Source organism: Pseudooceanicola nanhaiensis DSM 18065 (assembly GCF_000688295.1).
Taxonomy (GTDB): domain Bacteria; phylum Pseudomonadota; class Alphaproteobacteria; order Rhodobacterales; family Rhodobacteraceae; genus Pseudooceanicola; species Pseudooceanicola nanhaiensis.
On record NZ_JHZF01000011.1, the window covers coordinates 908,219 to 935,118 of the forward strand.

General features: G+C 67.0%; 24 protein-coding genes. 12 read left to right on the top strand and 12 right to left on the bottom strand.

Going from position 1 to position 26,900, the window contains the following annotated elements:
* The first annotated feature begins 45 nt into the window (after window positions 1-45).
* From Q344_RS0105375 to Q344_RS0105410, 8 genes are all read left to right on the top strand, one after another.
* On the top strand, window positions 46-1,260 hold the full coding sequence (locus tag Q344_RS0105375) for an NADP-dependent isocitrate dehydrogenase (protein WP_028285784.1): 1,215 nt from the start codon (window positions 46-48) through the stop codon (window positions 1,258-1,260).
* Window positions 1,261-1,462: 202 nt separating this feature from the next.
* Window positions 1,463-1,738 carry an STAS domain-containing protein gene (locus Q344_RS0105380; RefSeq protein ID WP_028285785.1) on the top strand — a complete coding sequence of 92 codons (276 nt, stop codon included), beginning with the start codon at window positions 1,463-1,465 and terminating at the stop codon, window positions 1,736-1,738.
* A complete protein-coding gene (locus Q344_RS0105385; RefSeq protein ID WP_028285786.1) occupies window positions 1,735-2,100 on the top strand; it encodes a response regulator in 366 nt (121 codons plus the stop codon). The genes Q344_RS0105380 and Q344_RS0105385 overlap by 4 nt, the downstream gene beginning before the upstream one ends.
* Before the next feature lie 9 nt (window positions 2,101-2,109).
* Complete coding sequence (locus Q344_RS0105390) at window positions 2,110-4,233, top strand: chemotaxis protein CheA (protein ID WP_028285787.1); 2,124 nt, start codon at window positions 2,110-2,112, stop codon at window positions 4,231-4,233.
* Window positions 4,226-4,684 (top strand): chemotaxis protein CheW, encoded by a 459-nt coding sequence (locus tag Q344_RS0105395; protein WP_028285788.1) that lies wholly within the window; start codon window positions 4,226-4,228, stop codon window positions 4,682-4,684. Before Q344_RS0105390 ends, Q344_RS0105395 begins: the two co-directional genes overlap by 8 nt.
* The gene (locus Q344_RS0105400; RefSeq protein WP_028285789.1) at window positions 4,681-5,538 is read left to right on the top strand and encodes a CheR family methyltransferase; all 858 of its coding nucleotides are present in this window, start codon (window positions 4,681-4,683) and stop codon (window positions 5,536-5,538) included. The genes Q344_RS0105395 and Q344_RS0105400 overlap by 4 nt, the downstream gene beginning before the upstream one ends.
* 12 nt (window positions 5,539-5,550) lie before the next feature.
* On the top strand, window positions 5,551-5,937 hold the full coding sequence (locus Q344_RS0105405; RefSeq protein WP_028285790.1) for a response regulator: 387 nt from the start codon (window positions 5,551-5,553) through the stop codon (window positions 5,935-5,937).
* Between the two features lies 1 nt (window position 5,938).
* Complete coding sequence (locus tag Q344_RS0105410; RefSeq protein WP_156954630.1) at window positions 5,939-6,331, top strand: hypothetical protein; 393 nt, start codon at window positions 5,939-5,941, stop codon at window positions 6,329-6,331.
* A 186-nt stretch (window positions 6,332-6,517) separates the two neighbouring features.
* Here Q344_RS0105410 and Q344_RS0105415 read toward each other — a convergent pair whose 3' ends face one another.
* The 4 genes from Q344_RS0105415 to Q344_RS0105430 form a co-directional block, all read right to left on the bottom strand.
* Window positions 6,518-7,051: a chemotaxis protein CheD gene (locus Q344_RS0105415; RefSeq protein ID WP_051630288.1), complete on the bottom strand. Its 534-nt coding sequence runs from the start codon at window positions 7,049-7,051 to the stop codon at window positions 6,518-6,520.
* A 2-nt stretch (window positions 7,052-7,053) separates the two neighbouring features.
* Window positions 7,054-8,175, bottom strand: coding sequence for a protein-glutamate methylesterase/protein-glutamine glutaminase (locus Q344_RS0105420; protein WP_084178302.1), 1,122 nt, complete (start codon window positions 8,173-8,175; stop codon window positions 7,054-7,056).
* Window positions 8,175-10,310, bottom strand: a complete 2,136-nt coding sequence (locus Q344_RS23145) for a methyl-accepting chemotaxis protein (protein ID WP_084178303.1) — start codon at window positions 10,308-10,310, stop codon at window positions 8,175-8,177. The genes Q344_RS0105420 and Q344_RS23145 overlap by 1 nt, the downstream gene beginning before the upstream one ends.
* Window positions 10,311-10,418: 108 nt before the next feature.
* Entirely contained in the window at window positions 10,419-11,015 is a 597-nt protein-coding gene (locus Q344_RS0105430) for a LuxR C-terminal-related transcriptional regulator (protein WP_028285794.1), read from the bottom strand.
* A gap of 138 nt (window positions 11,016-11,153) precedes the next feature.
* Between Q344_RS0105430 and Q344_RS0105435 the strand changes: the two genes are divergently transcribed.
* The 4 genes from Q344_RS0105435 to Q344_RS0105450 are packed head-to-tail and all read left to right on the top strand — an operon-like array spanning window position 11,154 to window position 16,901.
* On the top strand, window positions 11,154-11,633 hold the full coding sequence (locus Q344_RS0105435) for a putative pterin-binding protein (protein WP_028285795.1): 480 nt from the start codon (window positions 11,154-11,156) through the stop codon (window positions 11,631-11,633).
* A gap of 44 nt (window positions 11,634-11,677) precedes the next feature.
* Window positions 11,678-14,278: a PAS domain-containing hybrid sensor histidine kinase/response regulator gene (locus Q344_RS23150; RefSeq protein ID WP_051630293.1), complete on the top strand. Its 2,601-nt coding sequence runs from the start codon at window positions 11,678-11,680 to the stop codon at window positions 14,276-14,278.
* A gap of 53 nt (window positions 14,279-14,331) precedes the next feature.
* The gene (locus Q344_RS0105445) at window positions 14,332-15,339 is read left to right on the top strand and encodes a ligase-associated DNA damage response exonuclease (RefSeq protein ID WP_028285796.1); all 1,008 of its coding nucleotides are present in this window, start codon (window positions 14,332-14,334) and stop codon (window positions 15,337-15,339) included.
* Window positions 15,336-16,901: a cisplatin damage response ATP-dependent DNA ligase gene (locus tag Q344_RS0105450; RefSeq protein WP_028285797.1), complete on the top strand. Its 1,566-nt coding sequence runs from the start codon at window positions 15,336-15,338 to the stop codon at window positions 16,899-16,901. The genes Q344_RS0105445 and Q344_RS0105450 overlap by 4 nt, the downstream gene beginning before the upstream one ends.
* Window positions 16,902-16,904: 3 nt before the next feature.
* On the opposite strand, the gene Q344_RS25500 is transcribed toward Q344_RS0105450, so the two are convergent.
* The 8 genes from Q344_RS25500 to Q344_RS0105495 form a co-directional block, all read right to left on the bottom strand.
* Entirely contained in the window at window positions 16,905-19,376 is a 2,472-nt protein-coding gene (locus Q344_RS25500) for a CaiB/BaiF CoA-transferase family protein (RefSeq protein ID WP_169739177.1), read from the bottom strand.
* A gap of 152 nt (window positions 19,377-19,528) precedes the next feature.
* A complete protein-coding gene (locus Q344_RS0105465; RefSeq protein WP_028285798.1) occupies window positions 19,529-20,455 on the bottom strand; it encodes a fumarylacetoacetate hydrolase family protein in 927 nt (308 codons plus the stop codon).
* A 16-nt stretch (window positions 20,456-20,471) separates the two neighbouring features.
* Complete coding sequence (locus Q344_RS23160) at window positions 20,472-21,464, bottom strand: MBL fold metallo-hydrolase (RefSeq protein WP_051630296.1); 993 nt, start codon at window positions 21,462-21,464, stop codon at window positions 20,472-20,474.
* Between the two features lie 11 nt (window positions 21,465-21,475).
* Window positions 21,476-22,780, bottom strand: coding sequence for a TRAP transporter large permease (locus Q344_RS0105475; protein WP_028285799.1), 1,305 nt, complete (start codon window positions 22,778-22,780; stop codon window positions 21,476-21,478).
* A complete protein-coding gene (locus Q344_RS0105480) occupies window positions 22,777-23,334 on the bottom strand; it encodes a TRAP transporter small permease subunit (protein WP_028285800.1) in 558 nt (185 codons plus the stop codon). Before Q344_RS0105480 ends, Q344_RS0105475 begins: the two co-directional genes overlap by 4 nt.
* Window positions 23,331-24,389: a C4-dicarboxylate TRAP transporter substrate-binding protein gene (locus tag Q344_RS0105485; protein ID WP_028285801.1), complete on the bottom strand. Its 1,059-nt coding sequence runs from the start codon at window positions 24,387-24,389 to the stop codon at window positions 23,331-23,333. Before Q344_RS0105485 ends, Q344_RS0105480 begins: the two co-directional genes overlap by 4 nt.
* 279 nt (window positions 24,390-24,668) lie before the next feature.
* The gene (locus tag Q344_RS0105490) at window positions 24,669-25,829 is read right to left on the bottom strand and encodes an acyl-CoA dehydrogenase family protein (RefSeq protein WP_028285802.1); all 1,161 of its coding nucleotides are present in this window, start codon (window positions 25,827-25,829) and stop codon (window positions 24,669-24,671) included.
* A gap of 11 nt (window positions 25,830-25,840) precedes the next feature.
* Window positions 25,841-26,896, bottom strand: coding sequence for an acyl-CoA dehydrogenase family protein (locus Q344_RS0105495; protein ID WP_028285803.1), 1,056 nt, complete (start codon window positions 26,894-26,896; stop codon window positions 25,841-25,843).
* Window positions 26,897-26,900: the final 4 nt, after the last annotated feature.

Sequence of the window (26,900 nt, forward strand, 5' to 3'; positions counted from 1 at the left end):
AAGGGGGCGCCAGAGCCGATTCCAGCCAGAGGAAAGGAAAGCCCCATGACGAAGATCAAGGTGGACAACCCCATCGTCGAGATGGACGGGGACGAGATGACCCGCATCATCTGGGACTTCATCAAGCAGAAACTGATCCTGCCCTACCTGGACCTCGACCTGCTGTACTACGACCTCGGGATCGAGGAGCGCGACCGCACGGACGACCAGATCACCATCGATGCGGCCGAGAAGACGAAGGAGGTCGGCGTCGCGGTGAAATGCGCCACGATCACCCCGGACGAGGCGCGGGTCGAGGAATTCGGCCTCAAGAAGATGTGGAAAAGCCCCAACGGCACGATCCGCAACATCCTCGGCGGCGTGATCTTCCGCCAGCCGATCATCTGCAGGAACGTGCCGCGTCTGGTGCCCGGCTGGACCAAGCCCATCGTCGTCGGCCGCCACGCCTTCGGCGACCAGTACAAGGCCACGGACATGAAGTTCCCCGGCCCCGGCAAGCTGACCATGCGCTTCGAGGGCGAGGACGGAACCCTGATCGAGGAGGAGGTCTACCAGGCCCCGTCCTCGGGCGTCTACATGGGGATGTACAACCTCGACGCCTCCATCGTCGACTTCGCCCGCGCCTCGATGAACTATGCGCTGAACCTCGGATGGCCGCTCTATCTCTCGACCAAGAACACGATCCTCAAGGCCTATGACGGCCGCTTCAAGGACATCTTCCAGGAGATCTTCGAGGCCGAGTTCAAGGAGCAGTTCGAGGCCAGGGGGATCTGGTACGAGCACCGTCTGATCGACGACATGGTCGCCTCGTCGCTGAAATGGTCGGGCGGCTATGTCTGGGCCTGCAAGAACTACGACGGCGACGTGCAATCCGACACCGTGGCGCAGGGCTTCGGCTCGCTCGGGCTGATGACCTCGCAGCTGATGACGCCCGACGGCAGGATCGTCGAGGCCGAGGCCGCGCATGGCACCGTCACCCGTCACTACCGCCAGCACCAGAAGGGCGAGGCGACCTCGACCAACTCGGTTGCCTCGATCTTCGCCTGGACCGGCGGGCTGAAGCACCGCGCGAAACTCGACGACAATGCGGATCTGATGCGCTTTGCCACCACGCTCGAGGAGGTCGTGGTGCAGACGGTCGAATCGGGCTCGATGACGAAGGACCTCGCCCTGCTCGTGGGGCCGGACCAGAGCTGGCTGACCACCATGGGCTTCCTCGAGAAGGTCGACGAGAACCTGAACCGCGCGCTCGGCGCCTGACGGCGCACCGGAACGGACCAAGGCCGGGCCCTCACGCCCGGCCTTTTTCGTTGCCGGGCAGAGGTTTGTACGAATTGCCTCCGAATCTCGCCGGGACGTAACCGGCTCTTAACGCCCTGCCGCCTAGAACCCGGTTACATCGAACGCTGAACCGGGAGCCCGGCCATGTGCTGCTCTTCCCGCCTGCCTGCCGCAGGTGGCCATGTCTGACACTCTAGTCCTCCAGCCGCGGCTCGACATTTCGGCCGCCGACCCGCTGGCCCAGGCGCTCAGGACGCGCCTCGGCTCCGACCTGACGGTCGACGCAAGGGACGTGACGCATCTCGGGGCGATGTGCCTGCAGGTGCTTCTATCGGCCGCGCAGACTGTGCGCCGCGCGGGGCACCGTTTCACGCTCGCGAACGCGTCCGACCGGGTGCTCGAACAGCTCGGCAGCATGGGCTTCACCCCCGAAACGCTGGCGGAGGGCCGGACATGAACCTGACCGTTCTCGCCGTCGACGACAGCCGCACCATGCGCGACATGATACGTCTCGCCCTGGTCCAGGCCGGCTTCACGGTGCACGTGGCCGAAGACGGGATCAACGGGCTCGAAGTGCTCGAGGGGCTGGAACCGGACGCGATCATCACCGACATCAACATGCCACGCATGGACGGTTTCGGCTTCATCGACGCCGTCCGCGCGCAGGACGATCACCGGGCGACACCGATCCTGGTCCTGACCACCGAAAGCGCACCGGAACTCAAGATGCGGGCACGGAACGCCGGGGCCACCGGCTGGATCGTGAAGCCCTTCGATCCGATCAAACTCGTCAAGGCCCTTCAGATGGTCGCGGGATAGGAGCAGGCAATGAGCGATCCCATGGACCCGATGGCCGAAATCCGCGCCTCTTTCTTCATCGAATGCGAGGAATTGCTTGAGGCACTGCAGGACGGTCTGAACCAGCTCGAGGACGGCGGCGAGGACACCGAAACCATCAACGTCGTGTTCCGCGCTGTCCATTCGATCAAGGGCGGCGCCGGGGCCTTCGGGCTCGAGGCTCTGGTGCGCTTCGCGCATCGCTACGAAACCGTGCTGGACGAAGTGCGGTCGAACAGGCTCGTCCCCGATCATGAAGCGCTCAAGCTCTTCTTCCAGGCCGCTGACCATCTTTCGGACCTGGTGCGCGCCTGCCGGGACGACCAGCCGCTGCCGGAAGAGACGAGCGCGGCTCTGCTGGACGAGCTCGACAAGCTTCTCGGTGATCAGACGGAGGAAGAGGTCCAGCCGCAGGATTTCACCCCGCTCGGCGTTTCGCTGGACCTTCCCGGCCTCTCCGATCTGGACGATGCGGCGGACGGCTCCGACCCGATACCGTGCTGGACGATCCACTTCAAACCGGCCTTCGAACTTTACGAGACCGGGAACGAGCCGCAGATGCTCCTGCGCAACCTGTGTGCGCTCGGCGAGGCCGAGGTCAGCTGCGACATCGGCGAGCTTCCCGGCCTGCTCGATCTCAAGCCCGAGACACCGCATCTCGCCTGGACCATCCGCCTCACCGCCGACGTCGACGAGGCCGAGATCCGCGCCGTCTTCGAATTCGTCGAAGGCCTCTGCCGTCTCGACATCACGCGCGACGCGGATCCGGCAGCCGCACCCGAAGCTGCGGCGCCCGCGCCCATGCCGGACGCCGCCGCCGAACCAGGTGATCCGCGCCCCGCCACGCCCTCCCCGGCGCCCGAGGCGGCGCCCAAGGCCGGGTCGGCAGGAAACTCTTCAAAATCCGTCGTCCGCGTCGACCTCGAACGCATCGAGCGGCTGGTGAACCTCGTGGGCGAGCTCGTCATCAACCAGGCGATGCTCTCGCAATCGCTGGAATCCGCGGGGCTCTCCCCCCATTCGGACGCGATGAACGGCCTTGAGGAGTTTCAGCGCCTCACCCGCGACATTCAGGACAGTGTGATGATGATCCGGGCCCAGCCGGTGAAATCCCTGTTCCAGCGCATGTCACGCATCGTGCGCGAAGCCTCCGCGGCGGTCGGCAAGGAAGTGCGCCTGATCACTGACGGTGAGAACACCGAGGTCGACAAGACCGTTATCGAACGCCTCGCCGATCCCCTGACCCACATGATCCGCAACGCCGTCGACCACGGCCTCGAAACCGCCGAAGCCCGCAAGGCCTCCGGCAAGACAGAGGAAGGCCACGTGCGCCTCACCGCTGCGCACCGCTCGGGCCGCGTGGTCATCGAGGTGGCGGACGACGGCGGCGGCATCGATCGGCAGAAGGTCCTCGAAACCGCGGTTCGCAAGGGCCTCGTGCCGAGCGACGCCGTCCTGTCCGACACCGAGATCGACAACCTGCTCTTCCTTCCCGGCTTCTCCACCGCCGGCAAGGTGTCGAACCTCTCCGGACGCGGCGTCGGCATGGATGTCGTGAAGACTGCCATCCAGCAACTGGGCGGCCGCATTTCCATCGCGTCAGAGCGCCACCGCGGCACCACCTTCACCATCAGTCTACCTCTGACCCTCGCCGTCCTCGATGGCATGGTGGTCGACGTGGCCGGAGAAACCCTGGTCCTACCCCTCAACGTGGTCGTGGAAACGCTCTCCCTCTCCAGCGAAGATGTGCAGATGCTCCGTCCCGGCGCCAATGTCGTCCGTGTGCGCGGCGGTTTCGTCCCGATCTACGATCTCGGCGCCATGCTCGGATACCGCCCGGTGCGGACTGATTTCACGGGTTGCATCGTCCTGCTCATCTCCCTCGACGACGGGCATCGTGCGGCCCTGGTGATCGACGGAATCCAGGATCAGCGCCAAGTGGTCATCAAGGGCCTCGACGACAGCTTCTACCGCGCACCGGGCATCGCGGCGGCGACCATTCTCGGTGACGGACAGATCGCACTGATCCTCGACCCCGCCGACATCATCGCCGGAAACGGGCCTATCCGGGTCCCTGACCGCAGCCTCAAGGAAAAGAGGGCCGACCATGGCTGAACAAGCATCCACAAACGACCTGGAACTGCTGACATTCCGGGTCGCCGACCAGGAATACTCGCTCGACATCATGTCCGTGCGCGAAATCCGCGGCTGGACGCGCACCACCCCCATGCCGCACGCCCCCTCCTACATGCGCGGCGTCATCAACCTCCGTGGCACTGTCCTGCCGGTGATGGACCTGGCTGCCCGTCTCAATCTCCCGTCGCAGGAGACCGGAGACCGGAATGTCATCATCGTCGTCCATCTGAATGGCGTGTTGACGGGCCTGCTGGTCGACGCAGTCTCCGATATCGTTGCGATGACTGTCGATGATCTCCAACCACCGCCGGACATGGCATCGGAGCCCAGCATGGCCGTGGTCAGAGCCCTCACGGTGATTGATGACCGGATGATACGCGTGCTCGATCTCACCGCCGTCGTGCCGAACCGCGCGGACGATGCCGCATGACCATGGCATCGGACCCACAGGCCGACAGCGGAGCGATGAGTGAAGCAGCTTTCACTGCGATCTCGCAACTCGCCCGCTCGGAGGCCGGGCTGGTCCTTCCTCCCGGCAAGGCGACGATGGTCCAGTCGCGGTTGCGCAAGCGCCTGCATCAAGTCGGCCTCAAGGACCTCGAAGCCTACGCCAGGTTCGTGTGCTCCGAGGAAGGCGTCTCGGAACGTCGCTACATGATCTCGGCCCTCACGACCAATGTCTCGCATTTCTTCCGTGAAGCGCATCATTTCAAGATCCTGCGAGACCTGGTCTTCCCCGAGTTGATCGACCGCGCACGCGCGGGCGGACGGGTCAGGATCTGGTCGGCCGGCTGCTCGAGCGGACAGGAGCCCTATTCGATTGCGATGGCCCTGCTGTCTGCTGCGCCAGACATGGCGCAGCGCGACGTGCTCATCCTCGGCAGTGACATCGACCCGAACATGATCCAATTCGCGGAAGAGGCGACCTACTCGGATCAGCAGGTGGCAGGAATCGAAAAAGACGTCCGGTCGAATTATATGACGCCCGCGACCCAAGGTGGATTCACGGTGACGCCGCAAGTCCGAAAAATCGTGCGGTTCCGAGAACTCAATCTTCTGGGCCCTTGGCCTATGAGAGGACAATTCGACATCATCTTTTGCCGAAACGTCGTGATCTACTTCGACCAGCAGACCCAGGCTGGCCTCTGGCCACGGTTCCATGGCGCCCTCGTGCCCTCGGGCTGGTTTTTTATCGGGCACTCCGAAAGGATTTCGGACGCCTCCGTTCATCTCTACCAATCGGTCGGTCAGACGGCCTACCGTGCCGTCCCCGCTGGATTGTGACAGGAGCAAATCATGGCCTTGAGAGATCAACTAAGAGTTATGGTCGTCGATGACATGTCGACAAGCCGTGGCTTGATCACCCAGGCTTTGGACGCCTTCGGCATTCGCGCTGTCGCCTCTACGTCGGACGGCCCGAGCGCGCTCAAGGCGCTCGAAAGCAGCCCCGTGCATCTGGTCATCTCTGACTTCAACATGCCGGGAATGGACGGTCTCCAACTCCTGCACGCGTTGCGCACCGGTGCGCGCACAAAGGGAGTGGGTTTCATTCTCATCACCGGAAAGGCCGACAAAGCCATCATCGAGAAAGGCCGTCAATTGGGCATGAACAACTTTCTCAAGAAGCCCTTCGATCCGAGCGATCTGAGGGCGTGCATAGAAGCCGTGGTGGGACGCCTGTAACATGACTGAAGGAGACCGTTGCGACGCAAGACTGCTCAGGCCGGGTCCGGTATCGGAACCAGTCTCGTTACAGCTCCTTCTTGACGGCATGAGCAAGCAAATGGCAAGCATCTTGACGCTGACCGAAAATCTGGAACGGACACTGGGTAGCAGCCTTTGCGAATGCCATGACATCAACTCGGATCTCATCCGATCCTTGCAAAGCGCGGACTTCATCAGGCAGTCGGTGAAGGATATTGGCTCGATCCTGACTGAAATTTCGCCTCATCTGTCATGGATTGACGACAAGGGCCTGCCTATAGATAGGCTCCGGAAATGCGTGGACATGCGCATGAGCCTCGACGCTCACTCTGACGCACCTTCAGATGACGAACATCAGGAAATTTGGTTCTGATCCTGTGGAGACTTTGCGTCGCCAAAATCTCGAACCTTGTCATTTGCGATAGCTCGCGCGCTGTAAGTCTGCAAGTCCACGCTGCGTATCGCTCGATCGCCCCCTGAACAGTCGCGAACTTCGCTCCAGCCGTGTTTAATCGGTCCGGACAATAACTAGGATTTCCGTGGCATTCCCTGGAAGAGCTCAGAATAGCTCGACGGGGTTGCCTGTCTGCCGCTCGACAGGTTCACTGGGCGCCGGCGGCACCGGCCGGCTACCCGCTGATTTTACCAGGGCACGTCCTTCTGCCGGATAGAATCTTATTTGACGCGCCATCGTACCACCGAGGCTCTGGCCGACACAGGGGATCCCTTCGCGTTCCAGGAAATCCAGCATGAAGTGACCGTTCTCTTGACCAATGTCCGACAGCCCGGAGATCATCTTCGCACCGCCGAACACCTTCGCGCGTAAAGACGCTCTGTCGGCGCCAAGGCGGATGAGAGCGTTGATCAGAAGTTCCATCGCGTTTACGCCGGCCGCGTCGCTCTGGATGGGTCCCGATTTTGACCGAGCCACCAGGACATGGTTCATCCCCCCCACGCGACGGGTCGTGTCCCACAGACAGGTGGCTACACATGAGCCAAGAATAGTGGAAATCATGCAGTCCCGCTCGCCACTGACGGCGAACTCGCCCTGCGTGATCGTGATCTTGCCGCCCGCCGATTGCACTTGCCGCATCTTCACGCCTTTCGCAGGCTTCTGGCTGGATTACGCAGCGAGGCCAGGACCGCGCCCGCGATCTCAGAGAGAGGGAGTTGCTGGTCGAGAGCACCGCATTCTGCCGCAGCTCGCGGCATCCCGTAGACCACGCAGCTGGCCTCATCCTGACCGATACAATGGGCACCGGCGTTCCGAAGGGCCTGCAAACCATCTGCCCCGTCCCGACCCAACCCGGTCAGTATGACAGCGGTGACGCGTGGTGCTACATTCTCCGCACTCAGGAACAATTCGTCGACGGATGGGCAATGGCCATTTCTTTTCGGCCGATCGATTGCCTTGCAGTAGAGTGAACCGCCGCGCGCCTCGATTCCTGTGTGACGGATGCCGCCCGGGGCAAGCACGATATGTCCGGGCCGAAGCTCCATGCCGTCCTGAGCAAGTGAGACGCGGTGCGGCAGGATGGAGTCGAGGCGGGACGAGAAACTCTGGAGAAACGTTTCCGGCATGTGCTGGGCGATCAGAACCGGCGGAATGGAAGGTGGGAGCCCGCGGAGTACGGTTTCGACCGCGGTCACGCCACCGGTCGAGGCACCGATCAAGATCACCTGACCGTCGGCTATGCGAGATATTCCTGGCGCCGTCCGCGTTTGCGTCGCGGGGCGGTCGGTGTCGGGAGTGGAAACGAGGACGGGAGCCGTCGCGGCAGCATACACGCGATCGGCCAGAACATTCAGTACGGCGCTCGTGACGCCGCTCTGCGGCTTGGCGATGCAATCCACAGCGCCAAGAACCAGAGCGCGGATAGCGGCGTCGCTGCCGCTTTGTGTGACGGATGAAAACATGACCACCGGCATCGGACGGAGGCGCATCAGACGCCCCAGGAAATCGAGGCCGCTCATCCGCGGCATCTCGACATCCAGAACCAGAACATCGGGTTTCAGACGCTTGATCATGTCGCGCGCGGCGTAGGCATCTTCCGCTACGCCGACGACTTCCAATCGCGGATCGGAATCCAGGGCGTGGCCTATGAGCTTCTGCATGGCGATGGAATCGTCCACGATCAGGACCCTCTGAACCCCGGCGCGCACTTTTCGGCCACCGACAACACCTTGGCGGACAGGAGGATTGGAGACGTCGCTCATCAGAACTCTTCCCACTGACCCAGGTCCGCTTCGGATTTCAGCGCCGCGTTGCCGTCGGTCCCCGGCCGCGCGCGCGACCTGCGTGGCTGGTGGCGAGCGCGGCCCTGAGCCGCCGCTGACCCGCCGCCCGCTCTCGCCGGGCCAGTGCTCGTGTCGCCGCCGGAGAGCGAGAAGCGGTTGATCGCCTCCAGCATCACTTCGGACCGCTGGGCGAGCGCCTGGCTCGCAGCGTTGGTTTCTTCGAACATCGCAGCATTGCTCTGGGTGGCCTGATCGATCTGCGTGGTCGCCGAGTTGACCTGCGCGAGCCCCTCCGACTGCGCCTTGCCGGCAGAGGCGATGTCGGTGACATGGTCGGAGATTTCGGTGATCGAGCGCACGATGGATTTCAGCGCCTCCCCCGCCTGACCGACAAGACTGACGCCGCGTGCCACATGTTGATCGGAGGCAGAAATCAGGGTGGCGATCTCGGCTGCGGCGTCGGAACAGCGCTGTGCCAGAGCCCGGACTTCGGTGGCCACCACCGCAAAGCCGCGGCCGGCTTCGCCTGCCCGGGCGGCCTCGACCCCGGCATTCAGGGCGAGGAGGTTGGTCTGGAACGCGATATCGTCGATGACGGAGATCACCTTGCCAACCTCGGCCGACGACCCGGCGATCGCGGCCATGGCGCTTTCGGCCTCATCCACGACATCGCCGCTCTTTTCCGCCCGCAGGCGCGCGTCCTTCGCGGCTTCGCTGGCCCGGACCGCGCCGTCTGCGGTGGTGCGGACCGTGCCGGTCAGTTCGTCCAGCCGCGCCGCGTTCTCCTGCAGCGTCATGGCCAGCTTCTCCGTCCGCTCGGCCATGTCGCCCGCGGCGTCGCAGATCTCCTTGGTTTCGAGCTTCATGCCGGCGGTTTCCCGGGCAAATTCCGAGAGCGTCGTGTCGAGCGCGTCCACCGCCTCGTTGAAATCGAGGCGCAGCTGGTCGTATTCCCCTGCGAAGGGCGTATCGAGCCGCTCGCGCAGATCGCCACCGGAGAGATGGCGCAATCCGACCCGCAGCCGTTCGACCACCGCGTTCTGCTCCTTCACAAGGGCCACGCGCCGGGCCTCGGCCTCGGCCAGGTCGCGGCGCGCCTCCGTCACGTCGTTGCCGATCAGGACCGTGCCGAAGACAATGTTGTTCGCGGCCTTGATCGGGAAGAGCCCGCCCTCGACGGTTGCCGCTTCCTCGCCATCCGGCGACAGGAGGAGGAAGGGCCCGGGCACCGCCTCTCCCTTCTCGAGGCTGGCGGCGACCTTGGCCGTGCTGGTGCCGTCCATCGCCCGCAGCACGCGGCCAAGCTCGGTTCCTCCGTCCGTCGCCGTGCGGCCGCAGATGTCGCGGAAGATGGCATTGGCCGACTTGAGCCGACCGGCCGTGTCGAATTCCGCCACCACCTGCCCCTTGTCGATCGCCCCGAGAAGCGCCTGGTTCCGGCGTTCATCGGTCACATCCGCCCATTCGACGACAGTGCCGACAACCTCGCCCGTATGGTCGCGGATCGGGCTGATCCCGATCCGGAGCCTGACATCGCCGAGGGGGATGTCGGTGTCGAAGGGCAGCCGCTTCGGGTCGCTGGCCAGGGCGCGGATGTGGCCGGGGTTCTTGTGGAACTCGTCCATGTTGCGGCCGATCAGGCGCTCGGGATCGAAATCTGCCCTCACGGTGCGCAGCGCGTCGATCCGGTGCCAGAACAGTTTCACGATGGTCGGATTGACGTGCAGGATGCGGAAATCAGTGTCCGTGATCATCAGCCCGGCCGAGGTCGCCTCGATCGCGGCGGCCTTCATGGCGTTGGCGCGGACCTCGTCCGACTCGGCCTTCTCGCGCAGCGTCTCGATGGCGCGCGCGAGGGCGCCGACCGTGTCCCCGCGGTCGAGCAGCGGCGACGCCGGCGCGTCCGGATCATGCGCCGCGGCGACCCTTTCTGCCAGGGCGGCGAGAGGCCGTGACAGGGCGCGTGCCAGCCCGAGCCCCAGGATCAGCGCGATTGCGAGCGCGATGCCGGCGGCGGCAGGCCAGGGCAGGTCCGATCGGCCCATGACCAGCCCAAGTCCGCCGAGACCAGCCAGTACCAGCGCCAGCTTCATGCCCAGTTTCAGATGTCGCATGGATCAAACCCCGTGAGTGCCGGGCGTCGCGAGACGAGGTCGCGGCGCGATTCCGGGGTTTATGGACTGCGAGACATGAACATTGGTTTAAGCCGCGCGGGCTGGAGCTCAGAGAAGGCCCAGTTCGAGCGCGAGCAGGGCCGCATGGGTCCGGTTCCGGGCATCGAGCTTGCGGCACATCGTCTTGACATGCAGCTTCACCGTCACCTCGGTCAGGTCGAGATTGCGGGCGATCTCCTTGTTGGAGAGGCCTTGCGCGACACCCCGCAGCACGTCGTATTCGCGCCGCGTGAGCGTGGCGGCGAGCGAGCCGTCTGTCGGCGCGGGCGGCGTGTAGACCTCTCCGGCCAGCATCCGGCGCACGGCCTCCAGCATTTCGGCGCGCGTGAGGGTCTTGGGCAGGAAGCCCGCGGCGCCAGCCTCGATCGCGGCGGCGGCGACCGGGCCGCCCGCGGAGCCCGAGATCAGGGCGACGGGCACGCCGGGCAGCAGCGCCCGAATCCGTCCGAGACCGACGAGGTCGTGCATGTCGGGCATCCGGTAGTCGAGCAGGACGAGGTCCGGAACGGGCCCTTCGGCGATCAGCGCCTCCGTGTCACGCACGGAGGCGGCGGATCGCACGATGTGCCGCCCCTCGCCCGTCAGCAGACTCGATATCGCATCGAGAACCAACGCATGATCGTCGGCGAGAATGATGTTGGCCATACCCGGTACACTTGCAAGATCAATCGAAACTACCCTACAGGCATTGACCAGACGAGGACGAAGCGCAAGCGTTTACCCGGTGGCAACCTCACGGTGGCACAGTCACGCTCGCTGTAATTGCCGCATGGGAGAGTTTGGATGATACGACCGGCAGCCGCGCTTTTGGCGGCATTTCTGCTCTCGCCCGCCGTCTGCGTGGCGCAGGAGACGGGCGAACAGGTGATACTGACCGTTGTGACGGAGGATGGCACTCACCATGAATTGAGCCGCGCCGCGCTCGAGGCGATGCCGCAGGCCGGGTTCAGCACGAACACCATCTGGACCGAAGGGCCGCAGGACTTCGCCGGCGTGATGCTCGATGTCCTGCTCGAGACACTCGGCGCGAAGGGCACGCATATCACGCTGGGCGCCGCGAACGGCTACCGGGTGGACCGCTCCGCGGAGGCGCTGGTCGATGGCGCGCTCGTCTCCTACTTGCGCAACGGCGCGCCGATGACGCTCAGGGACAAGGGGCCGGTCTGGCTGGTCTACAATTACGATTCCGATCCCGCCTACCGGACCGAGGTGATCTATGCCAATTCGATCTGGCAACTGGACCGGATCGAGATCACGGACTAGCCTGACGCGCACGGCCGCATCCCGCGCAGGCCCGGAGAGTTGTCATGGAGCCGCAGCGTGACTGGAGGAGGTTCGAGGGCCGGCCGCCGCGGCTGATCCTGCTCGGGACGGTCGCGGTGCTCTGCCTCGTGATCATCGGCTATCTGGTGACCGAGGTGCGCCAGAAGCTGGCCGAGCTGGCCTATTCGCCGGCCGACAACATGCAGTGGACCCTGTCGCAGTTCGAGGTGGAATACCTCGAACTGATGCTTGCCGCGAGTGTCGCCATGAAGCTCGAGGCCACAGATGCGGAGACGCTGCGCCCCGCTCTGGCCGAGGTGCGCAAGCGCTACGACATTCTCTACAGCCGGGTCGAGACCCTGTCGCAGAGCCAGCTCTACAACGAGATCCTGCGCGCGGAGACGCTCGGTCCGGGGTTCTCGACCCTGGAAACGGGGCTGCGGGACATGATCCCGGTGATCGATGGCCCCGATCCCCGGCTTGCCGCCGCCCTGCCCGACATGCGCCGCACGCTGATCGACCTGCGCGGCACCGTCCGCGACGTTCTCACCAACGGCAACCAGGCGCTGGTGGAACTGGCCGACAACACCCGCAACGCGGTCGCGCTCGTCCTCTTCCGGCTGGTGATCGCGAGCCTCGTGCTGCTGGCTGCGCTGTCTCTGCTGGTCCTGATGTTCCGCCAGGTGGCCGCGCAGAACGAACGGCGCACCTGGGAGGTCCTGACCACCTCCGCCCGGCTCGAGACGATCTTCTCGACCTCGCGGGATGCCATCCTCGTGCTCGACCGCCGCGGCACGATCGAGACCGCGAACGACGCGGCGGCCGAGATGTTCGGACGAAGCCGGGAGGGCCTGGCCGGCCTCGGCATCGGCCAGTACCTTTTCCACACAAGCGAAACCCCGACGCCGCTCGGCGCCGGCGACCTCGATCCTCTCTGCTCGGAGGCCGACAAGACGGCGCTGCGCCTGATCGGACGCAGCGCGCAAACGACTTTCCCGGTCGAGGTCTCGATGAACGTCACGGATCGCGAAGGGGCCGCGGTCTATGTCTGTGTGATCCGGGACATTTCCCACCAGGTCGCGGCCGAGGCCGAACTGACCCACAGCCGCGACCGGGCGCTCGCCGGAGAGCGCGCCAAGGCGCGGTTCCTCGGCGTCGTCAGCCACGAGATGCGGACGCCACTGAACGGCATCATCGGCGCGCTGGAACTGATGCAGGACGCCCGCGCCGAGGACATCCAGGCACATTACCTGCCGGTCCTGCGCAACTCCTCCAGCGTGCTGCTCGACCTCGTGAACGACGTGCTCGAGATCACCCGGATCGAGGGGCGCGTCGCCGTCGAACCGGTCGTCTTCGATCTCGACCATCTGATCGCCAGCGTGCTCGATGCCGAACAGCACCGCGCGCAGGCCCATGACAACGCGCTCCACCGCGCCGAGGAACCGCCGGTCGGCCCGGTGACGGGCGACCGGCGGCGGGTGCGGCAGATCCTCCTCAACCTCGTGTCGAACGCGGCCAAGTTCACCCGCGCCGGCCGCATCACCGTCTCGGCCGAGCGGCTGTCCGGCGATCGGGTCGAGATCCAGGTGGCCGATACCGGCATCGGCATCGCCGAGGCGGACCTCGAAACGATCTTCGACGATTTCGTCCGCACCGACAGTGCGAACCAACTCCAGATCCAGGGGACCGGGCTGGGGCTCGGGATCGCGCGGCAACTCGCTCGGAGCATGCGCGGCGACATCGGGGTCGAGAGCATCGAGGGGGAGGGCAGCATCTTTCGCGTGACGCTCCTCCTGCCCGCCGCCAGCAGCGCCGATCTGCCTGCCGCCCGGCCGGAGACGGCGCAGGCCGCCCCCCGACCGGGCCCGCGGCTCGAGATCCTGATGGCCGAGGACAACGCGACGAACCGCTTCGTCACCCGCCGCATGCTGACGCGGCAGGGCCATGCCGTGACCGAGGCCCACGATGGCGAAGAAGCGGTGCAGAAGGCGGGCGAGCGGCCCTTCGACCTGATCCTCATGGATGTCTCGATGCCCCGCACCGACGGGATCGAGGCGACGCGGCTCATCCGCAGCGGCCACGGGCCCAACCGGGCGACCCGGATCGTGGCCCTGACGGCACATGTGGGCGACGACCTCGTCGCCTCGCTGAAGCGGGCGGGCATGGACGGCGTGCTGGCCAAGCCGCTGACCGGCGCCGATCTGAGCGGTGTCGTGGCCGACACGCTGAGCCTCGCCCAACCGGTCCCGCCCGGGCACGACACGCCCACAGAGGAAAGCCCTCTGCCGATCCTCGACCCCGACCAGATCGGCGCCATCCTGTCGGGGGATGCGAACGGGGGGCTGCCGGACCGGCTCGACCGGTTCCTGTCCGAAGGGGCGACGGCCTTTGACAAGCTGGAGTCCGGGCCGGGCATCGATCCCGGCGCGGCCGCGCCGGTGCTGCACGATTTCGCGGGCAGCGCCGCGGTCTTCGGCGCCCGGCGCCTGCATGCCGTCCTCGTCGAGGCGGAAACGCACGCCCGCGACGGGAACGCCCCCGCGCTCGCGGCCAGCATCGCGCGGGCCCGACCGCTCTGGCAGCGCACGCGGGCCGCGGTGCTCGACCGGCGGCTCGACCGGGCGGCGGAGAAAACCGAAGGCTGACATCGGCGGCTGGCACCGCTTGCTGGCGGCGAGGGTGGCGCTAAATCCGCTGAATGGCGGCCGACGACCTTCTCTTTCCGACGCCCGAAGGGCTCTACTGCCCCGGCGGCGATTTCCACGTGGACCCGGTGCGCCCGGTGCCCCGCGCGCTGGTGACCCACGGCCACGCCGACCACGCCCGCCCCGGCAATGGCGCGGTGCTGGCCACGCGCCAGACGCTCGACATCATGGCGATCCGCTACGGCGCGGATTTCACCGGCACGCGGCAGGTGGCCGAGGGCACGATGACGCTCGGCGACGCGACGGTCCGCTTCCATCCGGCGGGGCATGTCCTGGGATCCGCCCAGGTCGAGATCGAGACCGGCGGCACCCGGTTCGTCGTCACCGGCGATTACTGCCGCCACCGCAACCCGGTGGCCGAAGGGTTCGAGCCGGTGCCCTGCGACATCTTCATCACCGAGGCGACCTTCGCCCTGCCCGTCTTCCGCCACCCGGATCCGGCGGCAGAGATCGCGAAGCTCCTGGCCTCCATCGAGGCCTTCCCCGAGCGCGCCCATCTCGTCGGCGCCTACGCCCTCGGCAAGGCGCAGCGCGTGATCATGCTTCTGCGCGAAGCCGGCTGGGACGCGCCGATCTACATCCACGGGTCGCTGGAACGGCTCTGCCGCTATCACGCGGAGCAAGGCGTGCCCCTCGGCGACCTGCGCCCGGCCACCGACGACAGCATGGCGAAGGCCGATTTCGCGGGCCAGATCATCCTCGCGCCCCCCTCGGCCTTCGCCGCCACCTGGGCGCAGCGCTTCCCCGACCCGGTCATCGCCTTCGCGAGCGGCTGGATGCAGATCCGCGCCCGTGCGCGCCAGCGCGGCGTGGAGCTGCCGCTCGTCATCTCGGACCATGCCGACTGGCCGGACCTCCTGCGCACGATCGAGGAGGTGAACCCCGAGGAGACCTGGATCACCCACGGCCGGGAGGAGGCGCTGATGCGTCAGCTCGCGCTCGGGCAGAGGCGGTCGCGGCCGCTGCACCTGATCGGCTTCGAGGAGGAGCCCGAGGGATGAAGCACTTCGCCCGCCTCCTCGAGGCCCTCGCCTTCACGCCCCAGCGGAACGGCAAGATCCGCCACCTCGTGCAGCACTTCCGCACGCGCCCCGACCCGGAGCGCGGGCTGGCGCTCGGCGCGCTGACCGGAGACCTCGACCTGCGCAACGTCACGCCGTCGCTGCTCCGCGGGCTGGTGAACGAGCGCGTGGACGCGGAGCTCTTCGCGCTCTCCTACGATTTCGTCGGCGACCTGGCCGAGACCATCGCGCTCATCTGGCCCGAGGCAAAGGACCCCTCCGATCCGCCGCTCTCCGAACTCGTCCACGAGCTCGAGGCGACCGGCAAGGCCGCGCTTCCCGGCGTGATCGCGGCCCGGCTCGACAGTCTCGCGCCGTCGTCGCGTTACGCCTACCTCAAGCTCGCGACCGGCGGGCTCCGCGTCGGCGTCTCCGCCCGCCTCGCCCGCACCGCGCTGGCCGAATTCGGCGCGGTCCCGGTCGAGGAGATCGAGGAGCTCTGGCACGGCCTCGCCCCGCCCTTCGAAAGCCTCTTCGCCTGGCTGGAGGGCGGCGAGAAGCCGGTTTCGGCCGCGCTTGCGCCGTTCCGCCCGGTCATGCTCTCGACCGCGACGGACCTGGACGCGCTCGGCGCGTTCGACCCGGCGGATTACGTGGCCGAATGGAAATGGGACGGGATCCGCGTGCAGGCCTCGGTCGAGGCGGGCGTGAAGCGGCTCTATTCCCGCACCGGAGAGGACATCTCGGGCAGTTTCCCCGACCTGCTCGAAGCGCTCGATTTCGACGGCACGGTGGACGGCGAGCTGCTGGTGCGCCGCAAGGACGCCGTGGCGCCGTTCTCGGATCTGCAGAAGCGGCTGAACCGCAAGACGGTCGGCAAGACGATGCTGAAATCGCACCCCGCCGCGCTCCGGGCCTATGATCTGCTGCTGCACGAGGGCGAGGATCTGCGCGCCCTGCCCTTCGCAGACCGCCGTGCCCGACTGGAGCGTATGGTGCTTGCGTGCGATCCCGTACGGATCGACCTCTCGCCGCTCCTGCCGTTCGAAACCTGGGACGACCTCGCCGCGCTGCGCGCCGATCCGCCCGACCCGGTGATCGAGGGGGTGATGATCAAGCGGCGCGAAAGCCCGTATCTCGCGGGCCGGATCAAGGGCCATTGGTACAAGTGGAAGCGCGACCCGATGCTGGTGGACGCCGTGCTGCTCTATGCGCAAAGGGGCCATGGCAAGCGGTCGGGCTATTACTCGGATTTCACCTTCGGGGTCTGGGAGGGCGCGCAGCTGATCCCCGTCGGCAAGGCCTATTTCGGCTTCACCGACGAAGAGCTGAAGGACCTCGACCGCTTCGTGCGCAACAACACCGTGGAGCGGTTCGGCCCGGTCCGCGCGGTGAAGCCCTCGCTGGTGCTGGAAATCGCCTTCGAGGGGCTCAACCGCTCTGCCCGGCACAAGTCGGGCGTCGCCATGCGCTTTCCCCGGATCGCACGGATCCGCAAGGACAAGCCGGCGGCAGAGGCGGACCGGCTGGAGGACCTCGCCGCTCTCTTGCCGCCGGAGTGACGCTCAGACCAGCGCGCCGATCTTCTCGAGGCGCTCGATCTTCTCGCCGTCGTATTTCAGCAGATCGCTCAGCACGGTGAGATTGTCGCGCCCGTAGTCCGGGCTCGATCTCGGCGGCGCCGCAGGGGTCCGCGAGAGGTGCCAGCGGCAGGCCTCGACCACGCTCGTCTCGCCGTTGCCGCGCGGGATCTCGATGAAATGATGCCAGTGCTTCACCTGCGGGTCGGCGTAGATGTCTTCAGCCGATGCCGCAATATGGGCCGGTATCCCCTTGGCCTGCAGGCGTTTTTCGACATCCGTGCTTTCCTGCGTGGCGCACCATTCGGCCAGCGCACGGTCGATCCTCTCCTCCTGCGCCTTGCGCCCCTCGAGCGTGTTCAGGCTCTCGTCCGCGGCCAGCTCGCCGCCCACCTCCTCCGCCAGCCGCCGCCATTCGGCGTCATTCCGGCAGGAGATCGCGACCCAGCGGTCGTCGTAGCCGTGCTTCCTGCAGGCATAGGTGTTGTTCGGCGCGATCAGCGGATCGCGGTTGCCGACGCATTCGGCGACGACCCCGTTCACCTCGTAATCGGCGAAACGGTCGGCCATGCCCTGCATGCCGGTCTCGGACTGGCCCACGTCCATCCAGCCGCCCTCGCCGGTCTTCTCGCGGTGATCGAGCGCGGCGAGAAGCGCGACGAGGCCGAAGCGCGGCCCGACGTAATCGGTGTAGGGCCCGTAGGGACCGACCGGCAGCCCGCCCTCGGGGCCGACCAGCTGCTGGTAGCCCGACATGGCACCGCCGATATTGCCGAAGCCTGCGAGCTTCGACCACGGCCCGACCTGCCCCATGAGCGAGGTCGAGAGCATGATGACCCCCGGGTTCCGCTTCGCCAGCTCCTCGTAGTTCAGCCCCCAGCGTTTCATCTGGCCGGGCGCGAAGCTTTCCACCACCACGTCGGCCCATTCAACGAGGTCGAGGATCACCTCCCGCGCCTCGTCCGAGCCGAGATCGAGCGACAGGCCCAGCTTGCCGGTGTTGCAGTTCTCGAACTGGCCCGAGCGCAGCTTGTTGATCTCGCCGCCCGGGAACGGCCCGAGCAGGCGCGCCGTCTCGACCCGCTTGGAGCTTTCCACCCGCACCACGGTCGCACCGAAATCGGCCAGGTTGCGGCCGATCATCGGGCCGGCCACGACCCAGGCGAGGTCGAGGACCTTCACGCCCTCCATCGGCCGTTCGCTCCGGCCCGAGCCCGAGAAGGTCGCGGGGGCCTCGCCGAGCCAGTCCTTCAGGATCGCCTCCCGGTCCCGGTCGAGCGTCGGCGCCTCGGTCAGGGGCGCGTAGGCCCCGTCGATGTAGCGCGCGAAGGGTCCCGGCTGGCGCAGCATCCGGCCCTTCCACGGCACCTCGCGGAAGAAGTTGCGCGATTTCACGTGCTCCGAGCGCAGCTGGTCCTCGAGCGTGCAGATCGGCGCCATCAGCACCTTCTGCGCCAGCGCGATGTCGACCGCGTCGAACTTCTTCTTCGGCTCGAGGAAGACGGCCACGCAATCGCGGGCGCGCTGGAGGTCCTCTTCGCCGATCTCGTCCGCGACGATACGGTCCTGAAGGGTCGCCCAGTCCCATTCGGCGAATTCCTCGGCCCCGGGCACGCCCTCGGCCTTGAGGAACTGGAAGAGCTTGTTGGTGAAGCGCCCCGTCGCCGGCCCCATGGCAAGGTGCATTTCGACCAGACCGTCCTGCACCTGCCATTTCGACTTGTTGGTCCGCGCGCCGGAGCCCGACAGGTCGGGCTGGTTCTTCATGCTCGCGACGGATTTCCTGAGCGTGTAATTCGGGTGGCCGACCGCGCCCGCAAGGCTCATGGAGAGCGTCGACTGGGTGGCCGAGGCCTGGGCCGACACCTCGACATGCTGGCCGAGGCCGGATTTCTTCCGCTCGAAATAGGCGATCAGCGCGCCCTGCACCGCGTCCATCGTCGCGTGGTGATAGGCCTGCGGAACCGAGATGCGGTAGGGTTTGTCCGACACCGCGGCGACCGGCAGGAGCGGCCCGCCCGAGGCCCAGACCGTCAGCTCGCTGTCGGCGTAGGCCGCCTTGGGGCCGGTCAGGCCGAAGGGGGTCACGGTCGCCAGGATGAGGCCGGGGTTCAGCTTTGCCAGCGCGTCGTAGTCCAGCAGCGCGTCCTCGGAGGGGTTGCCGGTCTGGATCAGGATGTCGGCGCGGCGCACCAGCTCCTCGAAGGTCTTCCGGCCCTCGTCGGTGTCGCGATCGAGCACGATGGACCGCCGCCCGGCCCCGTAGGCCGCCCAGTAGAGCGAATCCCCGTCCGGGTCATAGGGCGGCTGCATCCGGCTGTCGCTGCCTTGCGGAGGCTCCACCTGCACGACGTCGGCGCCGAGCTGGGCGAAGACGCGGCCCGCGATGGCGCCGCGGTGGTCCGTCAGGTCCAGCACTTTCAGATGCGACAGATGTCCGACCTTGTCCTCGGCCATGGGCTTGCTCCTCCGGTAAGCGATGTCCTTGCGGCGTCGGTCCCTCTCCGGCGCACGCCGCATCCTTCCGGCTTTCGGCCGGACAGACAAGGCCGCCCCGACGCAACCCTTGGCCGGGACGGCCCGTTTTCACATCCGCGGCGGGCGGCGGCTCAGCGACGCTCGGCCGCGATATGGCTGCGCAGGACGCCGATGCCCTCGATCTCGAGCTCGACGGTGTCGCCGGGGTTCAGGAAGCGCCCCAGTTCCAGCCCGCAGCCGCCCCCCACGGTGCCCGAGCCGATGAATTCGCCCGGCTGAAGATCCTCGTCGCGCGAGACGTGTTCGATGATCCGCGCGAAGGAATGGTGCATGTCCGAGGACGTCCCCCGCGCCCATTCCTCGCCGTTCACCCGCGCGATCATGGCGAGGCCCGAGCCGTCGCCGATCTCGTCCCGGGTCACGAGGCAGGGCCCCATGGCGTTCGCGGTGCGGAAATCCTTGCCCTTGGCGGGGCCCAGCCCGCCCGCGCCTTCCAGCATCTGGTGGTCCCGGGCCGAGAAATCGTTGAAGCAGGTGAAGCCGAAGATGTGCTCATTGGCATCGGCCTTGGCGATGTCGCAGCCGCCCTTGCCGATGAACATGCCGAGCTCGAGCTCGAAATCGAGCCGGGTCTCGCCCCGGGGCCAGATGATCGTGTCCTCGGGGCCCGAGACCGAGAAGCGGTTGCCCTTGTAGTAGATCGGCTGGTCGTACCAGACCTGCGGCATCTTCACGTCCTCGGGCTTCATCGGCTTGGCCGTCTCGTCCCAGAGGTGCCGGTTGGCGCGAGCCTGCCGGAGGTGTTTCTCGAAGACGAGGCTGTCACGCATCTGGACGGGCACCGGCACGGGGGCCTTCAGGCGGACGGCGCCCACTGTCTCCGTCGCGGCGGAGGCGCTGGCCTTGCGGGCGGCCTCGAGCCCCTCGTCGCCCGCCTCGATCAGCGCGAGCATGTAGGCGAAGGCGGGGTTCGCGCCCGCGTCGAGCACGCGGATCGTCTCGCCGTCGAGCACGCCGATGGCCTGCCGGCCGCTCTTTTCGAATGTCACCAGTTTCATTCCGGTCTCCTTGATCCTAATGCGCCTGGCAGCCGCAGGGCCCGTCGTGCGGGCACTCCGCGCCGTGCCGGTAGCGCAGCATCTGCGCCATGATCTCGTCCTTCGTCGGATCCACCCTGCCGCCCGAAAGCGTGCGGTAGACGTTGGCGACATTGGCCACGATCCGCTCGCGGTCGAGCCAGCTGTCGAAGGCGTCGTAGCCCACCTCGTAGGCCGCCTCCTCCCATGTGAGCCCGGCCTCGTGGGCCTTCGTCGTCTCGGTCTCCACATGGGTGAGGTAGTCGCGCAGCGCCTGCACTTCCGGCTTGCCGCAGACCGCGCCGTGGCCGGGAACCACGATGTCGACGTCGAGCCCGAGGATATGGTCGCAGGCGGCGATCCAGTTGCCGATCGGACCCGCCCAGATGATCGGGTGGCCGCCGTGGAACACGAGGTCCCCGGTATAGACCGTGCGCGCGTCCGGCACATGGATCACGATGTCGCCGCGGGTATGCGCCGGGCCCAGCTCCGTCAGCTCGATCCGGCGGCCGCCGATCTCGAGCGTGCGGGTGCCGTCGAAGGTCTCGTCCGGCGGCAGGTGCCCGATGTCCGAGAAATCGAAGCGGGAGCCCATCGTCTCGGTGAAGAACCGGCCGTAGGCGCCGAACTTCTCGGGATGGGCCACGACCTCCTGCACGACCGTCGCGGGCCGCTCCTCCATCTCCTCGAGGCAGGCGGTGGAGCCGATGATCCGGGCGCCCTTCACGAGGTGGTTGCCGTAGGTGTGGTCCCCGTTGGAATGGGTGTTGACCAGCACGTCTATGGTCTCGGCCGCGGGCACGGCACGGCGGTAGGCTTCCAGCATGTCCGCCGTCAGCCGCCCGGTGAAGAGCGTATCGACCATCAGCACCCGGTCGTCGTCGCCCGTGATCAGGCCCGAGTTGCTCCACCCCCAGGACCCGTCGCCCTGCACCCAGGCATAGAGGCCGTTGCCCAGGTCCTGAAGCTCCCGCTTGGTGTCCTCGTACATGTCGCTCCTCCTCAGAGCAGGCCGGTGGCGAGCCACGGCAGCGCCATGACGAGCGCGACCATGATCACCATGACCAGCGCGAAGGGCGCGGCACCGGCGAAGATGTCGTTCAGGGTGATGCGCTTGTCGTCGAGGTTGGCCTTGATGACGAAGCAGGCGACGCCGAGCGGTGGCGTCAGCAGGCCGACCTCCACGGCGATGATCGTGACGATGCCGAACCAGACGAGATCGACGCCGAAGGGTTGGACCACCGGCAGGATCAGCGGCAGCAGGATCAGGAGGATCGAGGAGCTGTCGAGGATCGTGCCCAGCAGGATGATGGCCAGCAGATAGAGCAGCAGGATGCCGTAGAGCCCGAGCTCCCACGAGGCCATGAGCCCGGTCATCGCCCCCGGCAGCCCGGTGAGCGCCAGGAGCCGCGAGTACATGTGCGCGGCGATGATCAGGAAGGTGATCGAGGCGGTGACCTGCCCCGTCTCCAGGAGGATCCGCCCGATCTCGCGCAGACCGAGCCGGCCCTTCACCGTCGCGATGATCAGCGCGCCGAGCGCGCCGACGCCGCCGGCCTCCGTCGGCGTGAAGAAGCCGCCGTAGATGCCGCCGAGGACCAGCAGGATCAGGATGATGATCGGCGCCGACTTCAGCAGCATCGTGGCCGAGGACATCTCGGGCAGGTCCGTCGCCTCGGGCCGCCCGGTGAAGCCGGGGGCAAAGCGGGCGAGCGCGAGGATCAGCACGCAGAAGAAGAAGGCCAGCACCATGCCGGGCAGGATGCCGGCGGTGAAGAGGTCCCCGATCGAGGTCTCGGCGATGATCCCGTAGAGGATCAGCAGGAGCGACGGCGGGATCAGCATCCCCAGAACGGAGGAGCCCGCGACCACGCCGACCGAGAAGCGCGGCGTGTAGCCCTGCCGTACGAGTTCCGGCACCGCGACCTTGGTGAAGACCGAGGCCGAGGCGATGGAGGTGCCGTTGACCGCCGCGAAGACGGCGTTGGCGAAGACGGTGGCGATGCCCAGACCGCCCCGGAAGCGGCGGAAGAGCTGTCCCGCCACGTCGAAGACGTCGCGCCCGAGCCCGCAGGCGCCGACGAGCACGCCCATCAGGACGAAGAGCGGGATCACCCCGAAGGAATAGCGCGCCACCCCGTCGAGGGCGGCATGGGACAGGAGTTTCCCGGCGATCAGGAACTTGCCCTTCACGAGGAAGACGCCGAAGAAGCTGACCGTCATCAGCGCGATGGCCACGTGCATGCCAAGCTGGATGAAGACGAGGATCGCCACGATCGAGGCGATGCCGATTTCGACGCTGCTCATGGACGCGGCCCTCCGCGCGCCGCGCGCAGCGCGAGGCCCGCGGTCAGCAGCGCATAGGCCGCGAGCGTCATGATGCAGCCGATCAGCACGCAGGTCACGAAGGGCCAGCGCGGCATCGACCAGATGCCGTAGAGCCCCACCGTCTCACGCCCCTCGATGGAGTCGATGATCTCGGGGCCCATGTAATACATCAGGATGGCGAGGATCATGGTGCCGAACAGGTGATGCACGCAATCGACCCAGTCCGCCGCCCGCGGCGAGCGGGCGCGCAGGCGGGTCAGGAACATGTCCGAGCGCACGTTGCGCCCCTCGGCGGTGGCATTGGGGAGCTGCAGGAAGACGATGGCCACGATGGCGGCCGAGACGATCTCGGCCGTGGCCGGGATCGGGTGGTCGAAGAAGCTGCGTCCGATCACGTCCGCGTTGATGAGCGCCATGATCCCCAGCGTCCCTGCCCCGCCCAGGATGGCGAGGACAAGCGCGATGCCCGACATGGCACGCGCCAGCACGCCGCCGGGCAGAGCCGGCGGCGTTGTTTCGTCAAGCGTGCTCACTCGGTGCCCCAGTCCCGCGGGAACTCGATGCCGGCCTCTTTCGACAGCCGCATGTAGGTTTCGAGCGTCCTGGTCCCGGGCAGGCCCTGCGCGTCGAGCGACTTGGCCCATTCCCCGGCGATGTCGGGCAGGTTGTTCGCATAGGCCGCGCGCTGCTCGGCCGAGAGCTCCGAGATCTTGGCCCCTTCCGCGACCGCCGCGTCGAGCGAGTCCTGTCCGCCGGTGCGATAGCTTTCCGCCGCGATGTCGCGGTATTCGTCCGCGACCTCCTGGATCGCCTGTTTCACGTCGTCGGGCAGGTCGTCCCACACGTCCTTGTTCGCGGTCAGCGCCGAGGCATACATCGCACCGAAGTTGATCTTGGTGATGTAGGGCGCGACCTCGTAGAACTTGTAGGGCGCCACCACCGATTCAAAGGTCAGGATACCGTCGTAGAGCCCCGTGGACATGGCGTTGTAGAAGTCCGGCAGCGCGCCCGCCACCGGCGTCGCGCCCGAGCCCTTGAGCCAGTTCAGCGCAAGACCGGCGGTGCCCAGCTTGTGGCCCTCGATGTCCTTCGTGGTCTCGATCGGAAACTTGGTCACGAAGTGGTAGGTGTCGATGCCCACGGGCGCGAGCACGACGTTGTTGGCCTTGGCCCAGCCCTCGTCGATCTCTGGGATCTCGGCGTGCAGCTGGTCGATGACCTTCATCACCTTGCCAAGGTCGTCGGTCCCGAAGGGCGTGACATAGGTGATCTGCTCGAGCGGCAGCTTGTCGCCCTCGAAGAGGTGCGGCACATAGCCGAACTCGGCGATCCCGTCGCCGACGGCTTCCAGCACGCCCAGCGGATCCGCCACGGCGCCGGCATAGGCCTCGGTCCAGGTGACGGTATGGCCGAGCGCTTCGAGCCGTTTCGTCACCTCGGGCACGAAATGCTCGCTGATCGCCGAGACGCCGCGCGTGATCGGCGGATGGCCCGCGATGATGGTCCAGTTGTAATCCTCTGCCGTCGCCGGAAGGGCCGCGCAGAGCGCAAGCACCCCGGCCAGGCCGGTGGTCTGAAGGTGGGTCATTCTTTCCTCTCTTGCGACACTCCGGTCGCCTCTCGACTGCGTGACCTGCCCGGGCTCCTCTCCCGATGCGGCAGGTCACTTTCAAACAGCTGTTTGATATCTTCTGGCGGCCAGGATGTCATGTCAAGAGATCAGGCTGTGTCAGAGGGGCGTGATTGAAGAGCGTCGGACCGGCGGACAAGGAAAAGGCCGGGCAAAAGCCCGGCCTCCCGCATCCAGCGGCGTTTCTCGGTGCGGAAACGGGGGCCGCGCTTCAGCCCGGCGCCCGGCCCGCCGCCCTCACCGCAGGCCGAGCCCGCGCGCGACGATGCCGCGCAGGATCTCGGTCGTGCCGCCCTGGATCGTCAGCTTCGGCGCCATGCGGGTGTAGAAATCCATCCGCTCGCGATAGGCCTGCACGTCGTACTGGTCGTAATCCATCAGCGAGATCAGCGTCCGCAGCTCCTTCGGCAGCGCCTGGTCCCAGACGGTGCCGAGGTCCTTCACGATCGAGGCCTCCGTCACCGGCTCGCGCCCCGCCTCCAGCATCCCCGCGACCGAGACCGACATGCGCCGCATCGTGTGGAGCTGGGCGATCAGCCGGCCCAGCCCCTCCTGCAGGCGGGTGTCGTCGGTGCCCTCGACGGCGGTCAGGAAGGCGCGCATCGCGCCGAAGGTCTCGAGGAAGCGCTCGGGGCCGGACCGTTCATAGGCCAGTTCCGAGGTCGCCTGTTTCCACGCCCCGTCGATCTCTCCGATGACGTTCTCGTCCGGCAGGAAGACATCGTCGAACAGGACCTCGTTGAATTCCATCACGCCGTTGATCATCTCGATCGGGCTCACCTTGATCCCGTCGGCATGCATGTCGACGAGGAACGAGGTCAGCCCGTGGCGGCGGTTCTCCCTGGTCGGCTGCGAGGTGCGGAAGAGGCCGATCATGTAATCGGCGTGCTGCGCGCCGGTGGTCCAGATCTTCGCGCCGTTCAGCCGCCATCCGCCGTCGACCTTGGTGGCCTTCGCCTGGGCGGCGAAGAGGTCCGAGCCGGAATTGGGCTCGCTCATCCCGATGCAGAACATCGCCTCGCCCGCGATGATCTGCGGCAGGACGCGTTGCTTGATGGGTTCCGAGGCATAGCGGATCAGTGTCGGCCCGCTCTGCCGGTCGGCGACGAAGTAGCGCCGGGTCGGGGCCCGGGCGACGAGCATCTCCTCGGACACCACGTAGCGTTCGAGGAAGGACCGCTCCTGCCCGCCGTATTCGCGCGGCCAGGCCATGCCGATCCAGCCCCGCTCCGACACCGCCTTGGCAAAGCGGCAGATGTCCTCGTATCCGTGCGAGCGCGCGGTCGGGTCGTAGACCCCCTGCACCACCTGTTCGCGCAGGAAATCGCGGACCTCCTGACGCAGGTCCTGGCAATGGTCCGGCAGGCGGACGGGGTCGAAACGCAGTGCGACGTTCATCGGTCTCTCCCTCAGCGGCTGGCCAGCAGCGGCCAGAGCGCATCCGCGCCCCCGGCCGAGACGAGCTGACCCAGTTTCAGCGCCCAGTGCGCCTCGGTCCCGTAATCCTCGCGCCAGGCGAGCGCGTTCAGCGTCAGCCGGTGCAATGCATGTTCGCGGGTGATGCCGATCGCCCCGTGGACCTGGTGCGCGATGCCCGAGGCCGCCTCGGCCGCCTCGCCGCAGCGGACCTTGGCCGCCGCCACCTCAAGCAGGAGCGCATCGCCCGTCTCGCCCCGCGACAGGGTGTCGGCGGCAGAGCCGGCCGCGGCGACCGCGGCGGCACATTCCTCGCCCAGACGGGCCAGCAGGTGCTGCACCGCCTGGAATTTCGAGATCGGCCGTTCGAAGGCGCGGCGGTCCTGCGCGTATTGCACCGTGGCGTCCAGCATCCGCTCGAGCGCGCCCGCGATCTGGTTGGCGCGCGCGGTCGCGGCCATCTCGGGCAGGGCCGCGGCCGTCCCGGCGGGGGCGGAGGCCATCGCCGGCGCGCCCTCCACATGCACCCAGTCGAGCGGTTCGTAGGAGAGCGCGGTGCCCTCCTCGATCCGGCAGGCCGCCGGGTCGAGCAGCGCGATCACCGGTCCGTCCGGCCCGTCGCAGAGCGCCACGAAGGCGCCCGCTTCCCGCCCGAAGGGCACCTCGGGGCAGACGCCCGTCACCCGGCCCTCGGCGTCGATCGCAAGGTGTCCGCGCGGGGCGGGCACCAACGGGACCAGCACGCCCTCGCGGATCTCGAGCCCGGCCGCGGCCAGCGCCCAGTTCGCCAGCATCGTCTCGGCCAGCGGAACCGAGACCGCGTGCCGCCCGGCGGCGCGCAGAAGCGAGAACGCCTCCTCCAGCGTCAGCCCGACGCCGCCCGCCTCTTCGGGGACCATGGCGATGGTCAGCCCGTTCTCCTCGACCGCCTGCCAGAGCGAAGCCCGATAGGCGCCGTCCCGGTCATGGGCCACCGTCTGCAGATCGGCGCGGTCGGAGAAGATGCGCTCCGCCGTCGCCACGTGAATGTCGTCGCTGTCCAGTGCCATTGTC

Coding starts and splice junctions, on each gene's coding strand:
- Q344_RS0105375 (WP_028285784.1), top strand. CDS start 46: ATGACGAAGATCAAGGTGGACAACCCCATCGTCGAGATGGACGGGGAC.
- Q344_RS0105380 (WP_028285785.1), top strand. CDS start 1,463: ATGTCTGACACTCTAGTCCTCCAGCCGCGGCTCGACATTTCGGCCGCC.
- Q344_RS0105385 (WP_028285786.1), top strand. CDS start 1,735: ATGAACCTGACCGTTCTCGCCGTCGACGACAGCCGCACCATGCGCGAC.
- Q344_RS0105390 (WP_028285787.1), top strand. CDS start 2,110: ATGAGCGATCCCATGGACCCGATGGCCGAAATCCGCGCCTCTTTCTTC.
- Q344_RS0105395 (WP_028285788.1), top strand. CDS start 4,226: ATGGCTGAACAAGCATCCACAAACGACCTGGAACTGCTGACATTCCGG.
- Q344_RS0105400 (WP_028285789.1), top strand. CDS start 4,681: ATGACCATGGCATCGGACCCACAGGCCGACAGCGGAGCGATGAGTGAA.
- Q344_RS0105405 (WP_028285790.1), top strand. CDS start 5,551: ATGGCCTTGAGAGATCAACTAAGAGTTATGGTCGTCGATGACATGTCG.
- Q344_RS0105410 (WP_156954630.1), top strand. CDS start 5,939: ATGACTGAAGGAGACCGTTGCGACGCAAGACTGCTCAGGCCGGGTCCG.
- Q344_RS0105415 (WP_051630288.1), bottom strand. CDS start 7,051: ATGCGGCAAGTGCAATCGGCGGGCGGCAAGATCACGATCACGCAGGGC.
- Q344_RS0105420 (WP_084178302.1), bottom strand. CDS start 8,175: ATGAGCGACGTCTCCAATCCTCCTGTCCGCCAAGGTGTTGTCGGTGGC.
- Q344_RS23145 (WP_084178303.1), bottom strand. CDS start 10,310: ATGCGACATCTGAAACTGGGCATGAAGCTGGCGCTGGTACTGGCTGGT.
- Q344_RS0105430 (WP_028285794.1), bottom strand. CDS start 11,015: ATGGCCAACATCATTCTCGCCGACGATCATGCGTTGGTTCTCGATGCG.
- Q344_RS0105435 (WP_028285795.1), top strand. CDS start 11,154: ATGATACGACCGGCAGCCGCGCTTTTGGCGGCATTTCTGCTCTCGCCC.
- Q344_RS23150 (WP_051630293.1), top strand. CDS start 11,678: ATGGAGCCGCAGCGTGACTGGAGGAGGTTCGAGGGCCGGCCGCCGCGG.
- Q344_RS0105445 (WP_028285796.1), top strand. CDS start 14,332: ATGGCGGCCGACGACCTTCTCTTTCCGACGCCCGAAGGGCTCTACTGC.
- Q344_RS0105450 (WP_028285797.1), top strand. CDS start 15,336: ATGAAGCACTTCGCCCGCCTCCTCGAGGCCCTCGCCTTCACGCCCCAG.
- Q344_RS25500 (WP_169739177.1), bottom strand. CDS start 19,376: ATGGCCGAGGACAAGGTCGGACATCTGTCGCATCTGAAAGTGCTGGAC.
- Q344_RS0105465 (WP_028285798.1), bottom strand. CDS start 20,455: ATGAAACTGGTGACATTCGAAAAGAGCGGCCGGCAGGCCATCGGCGTG.
- Q344_RS23160 (WP_051630296.1), bottom strand. CDS start 21,464: ATGTACGAGGACACCAAGCGGGAGCTTCAGGACCTGGGCAACGGCCTC.
- Q344_RS0105475 (WP_028285799.1), bottom strand. CDS start 22,780: ATGAGCAGCGTCGAAATCGGCATCGCCTCGATCGTGGCGATCCTCGTC.
- Q344_RS0105485 (WP_028285801.1), bottom strand. CDS start 24,389: ATGACCCACCTTCAGACCACCGGCCTGGCCGGGGTGCTTGCGCTCTGC.
- Q344_RS0105490 (WP_028285802.1), bottom strand. CDS start 25,829: ATGAACGTCGCACTGCGTTTCGACCCCGTCCGCCTGCCGGACCATTGC.
- Q344_RS0105495 (WP_028285803.1), bottom strand. CDS start 26,896: ATGGCACTGGACAGCGACGACATTCACGTGGCGACGGCGGAGCGCATC.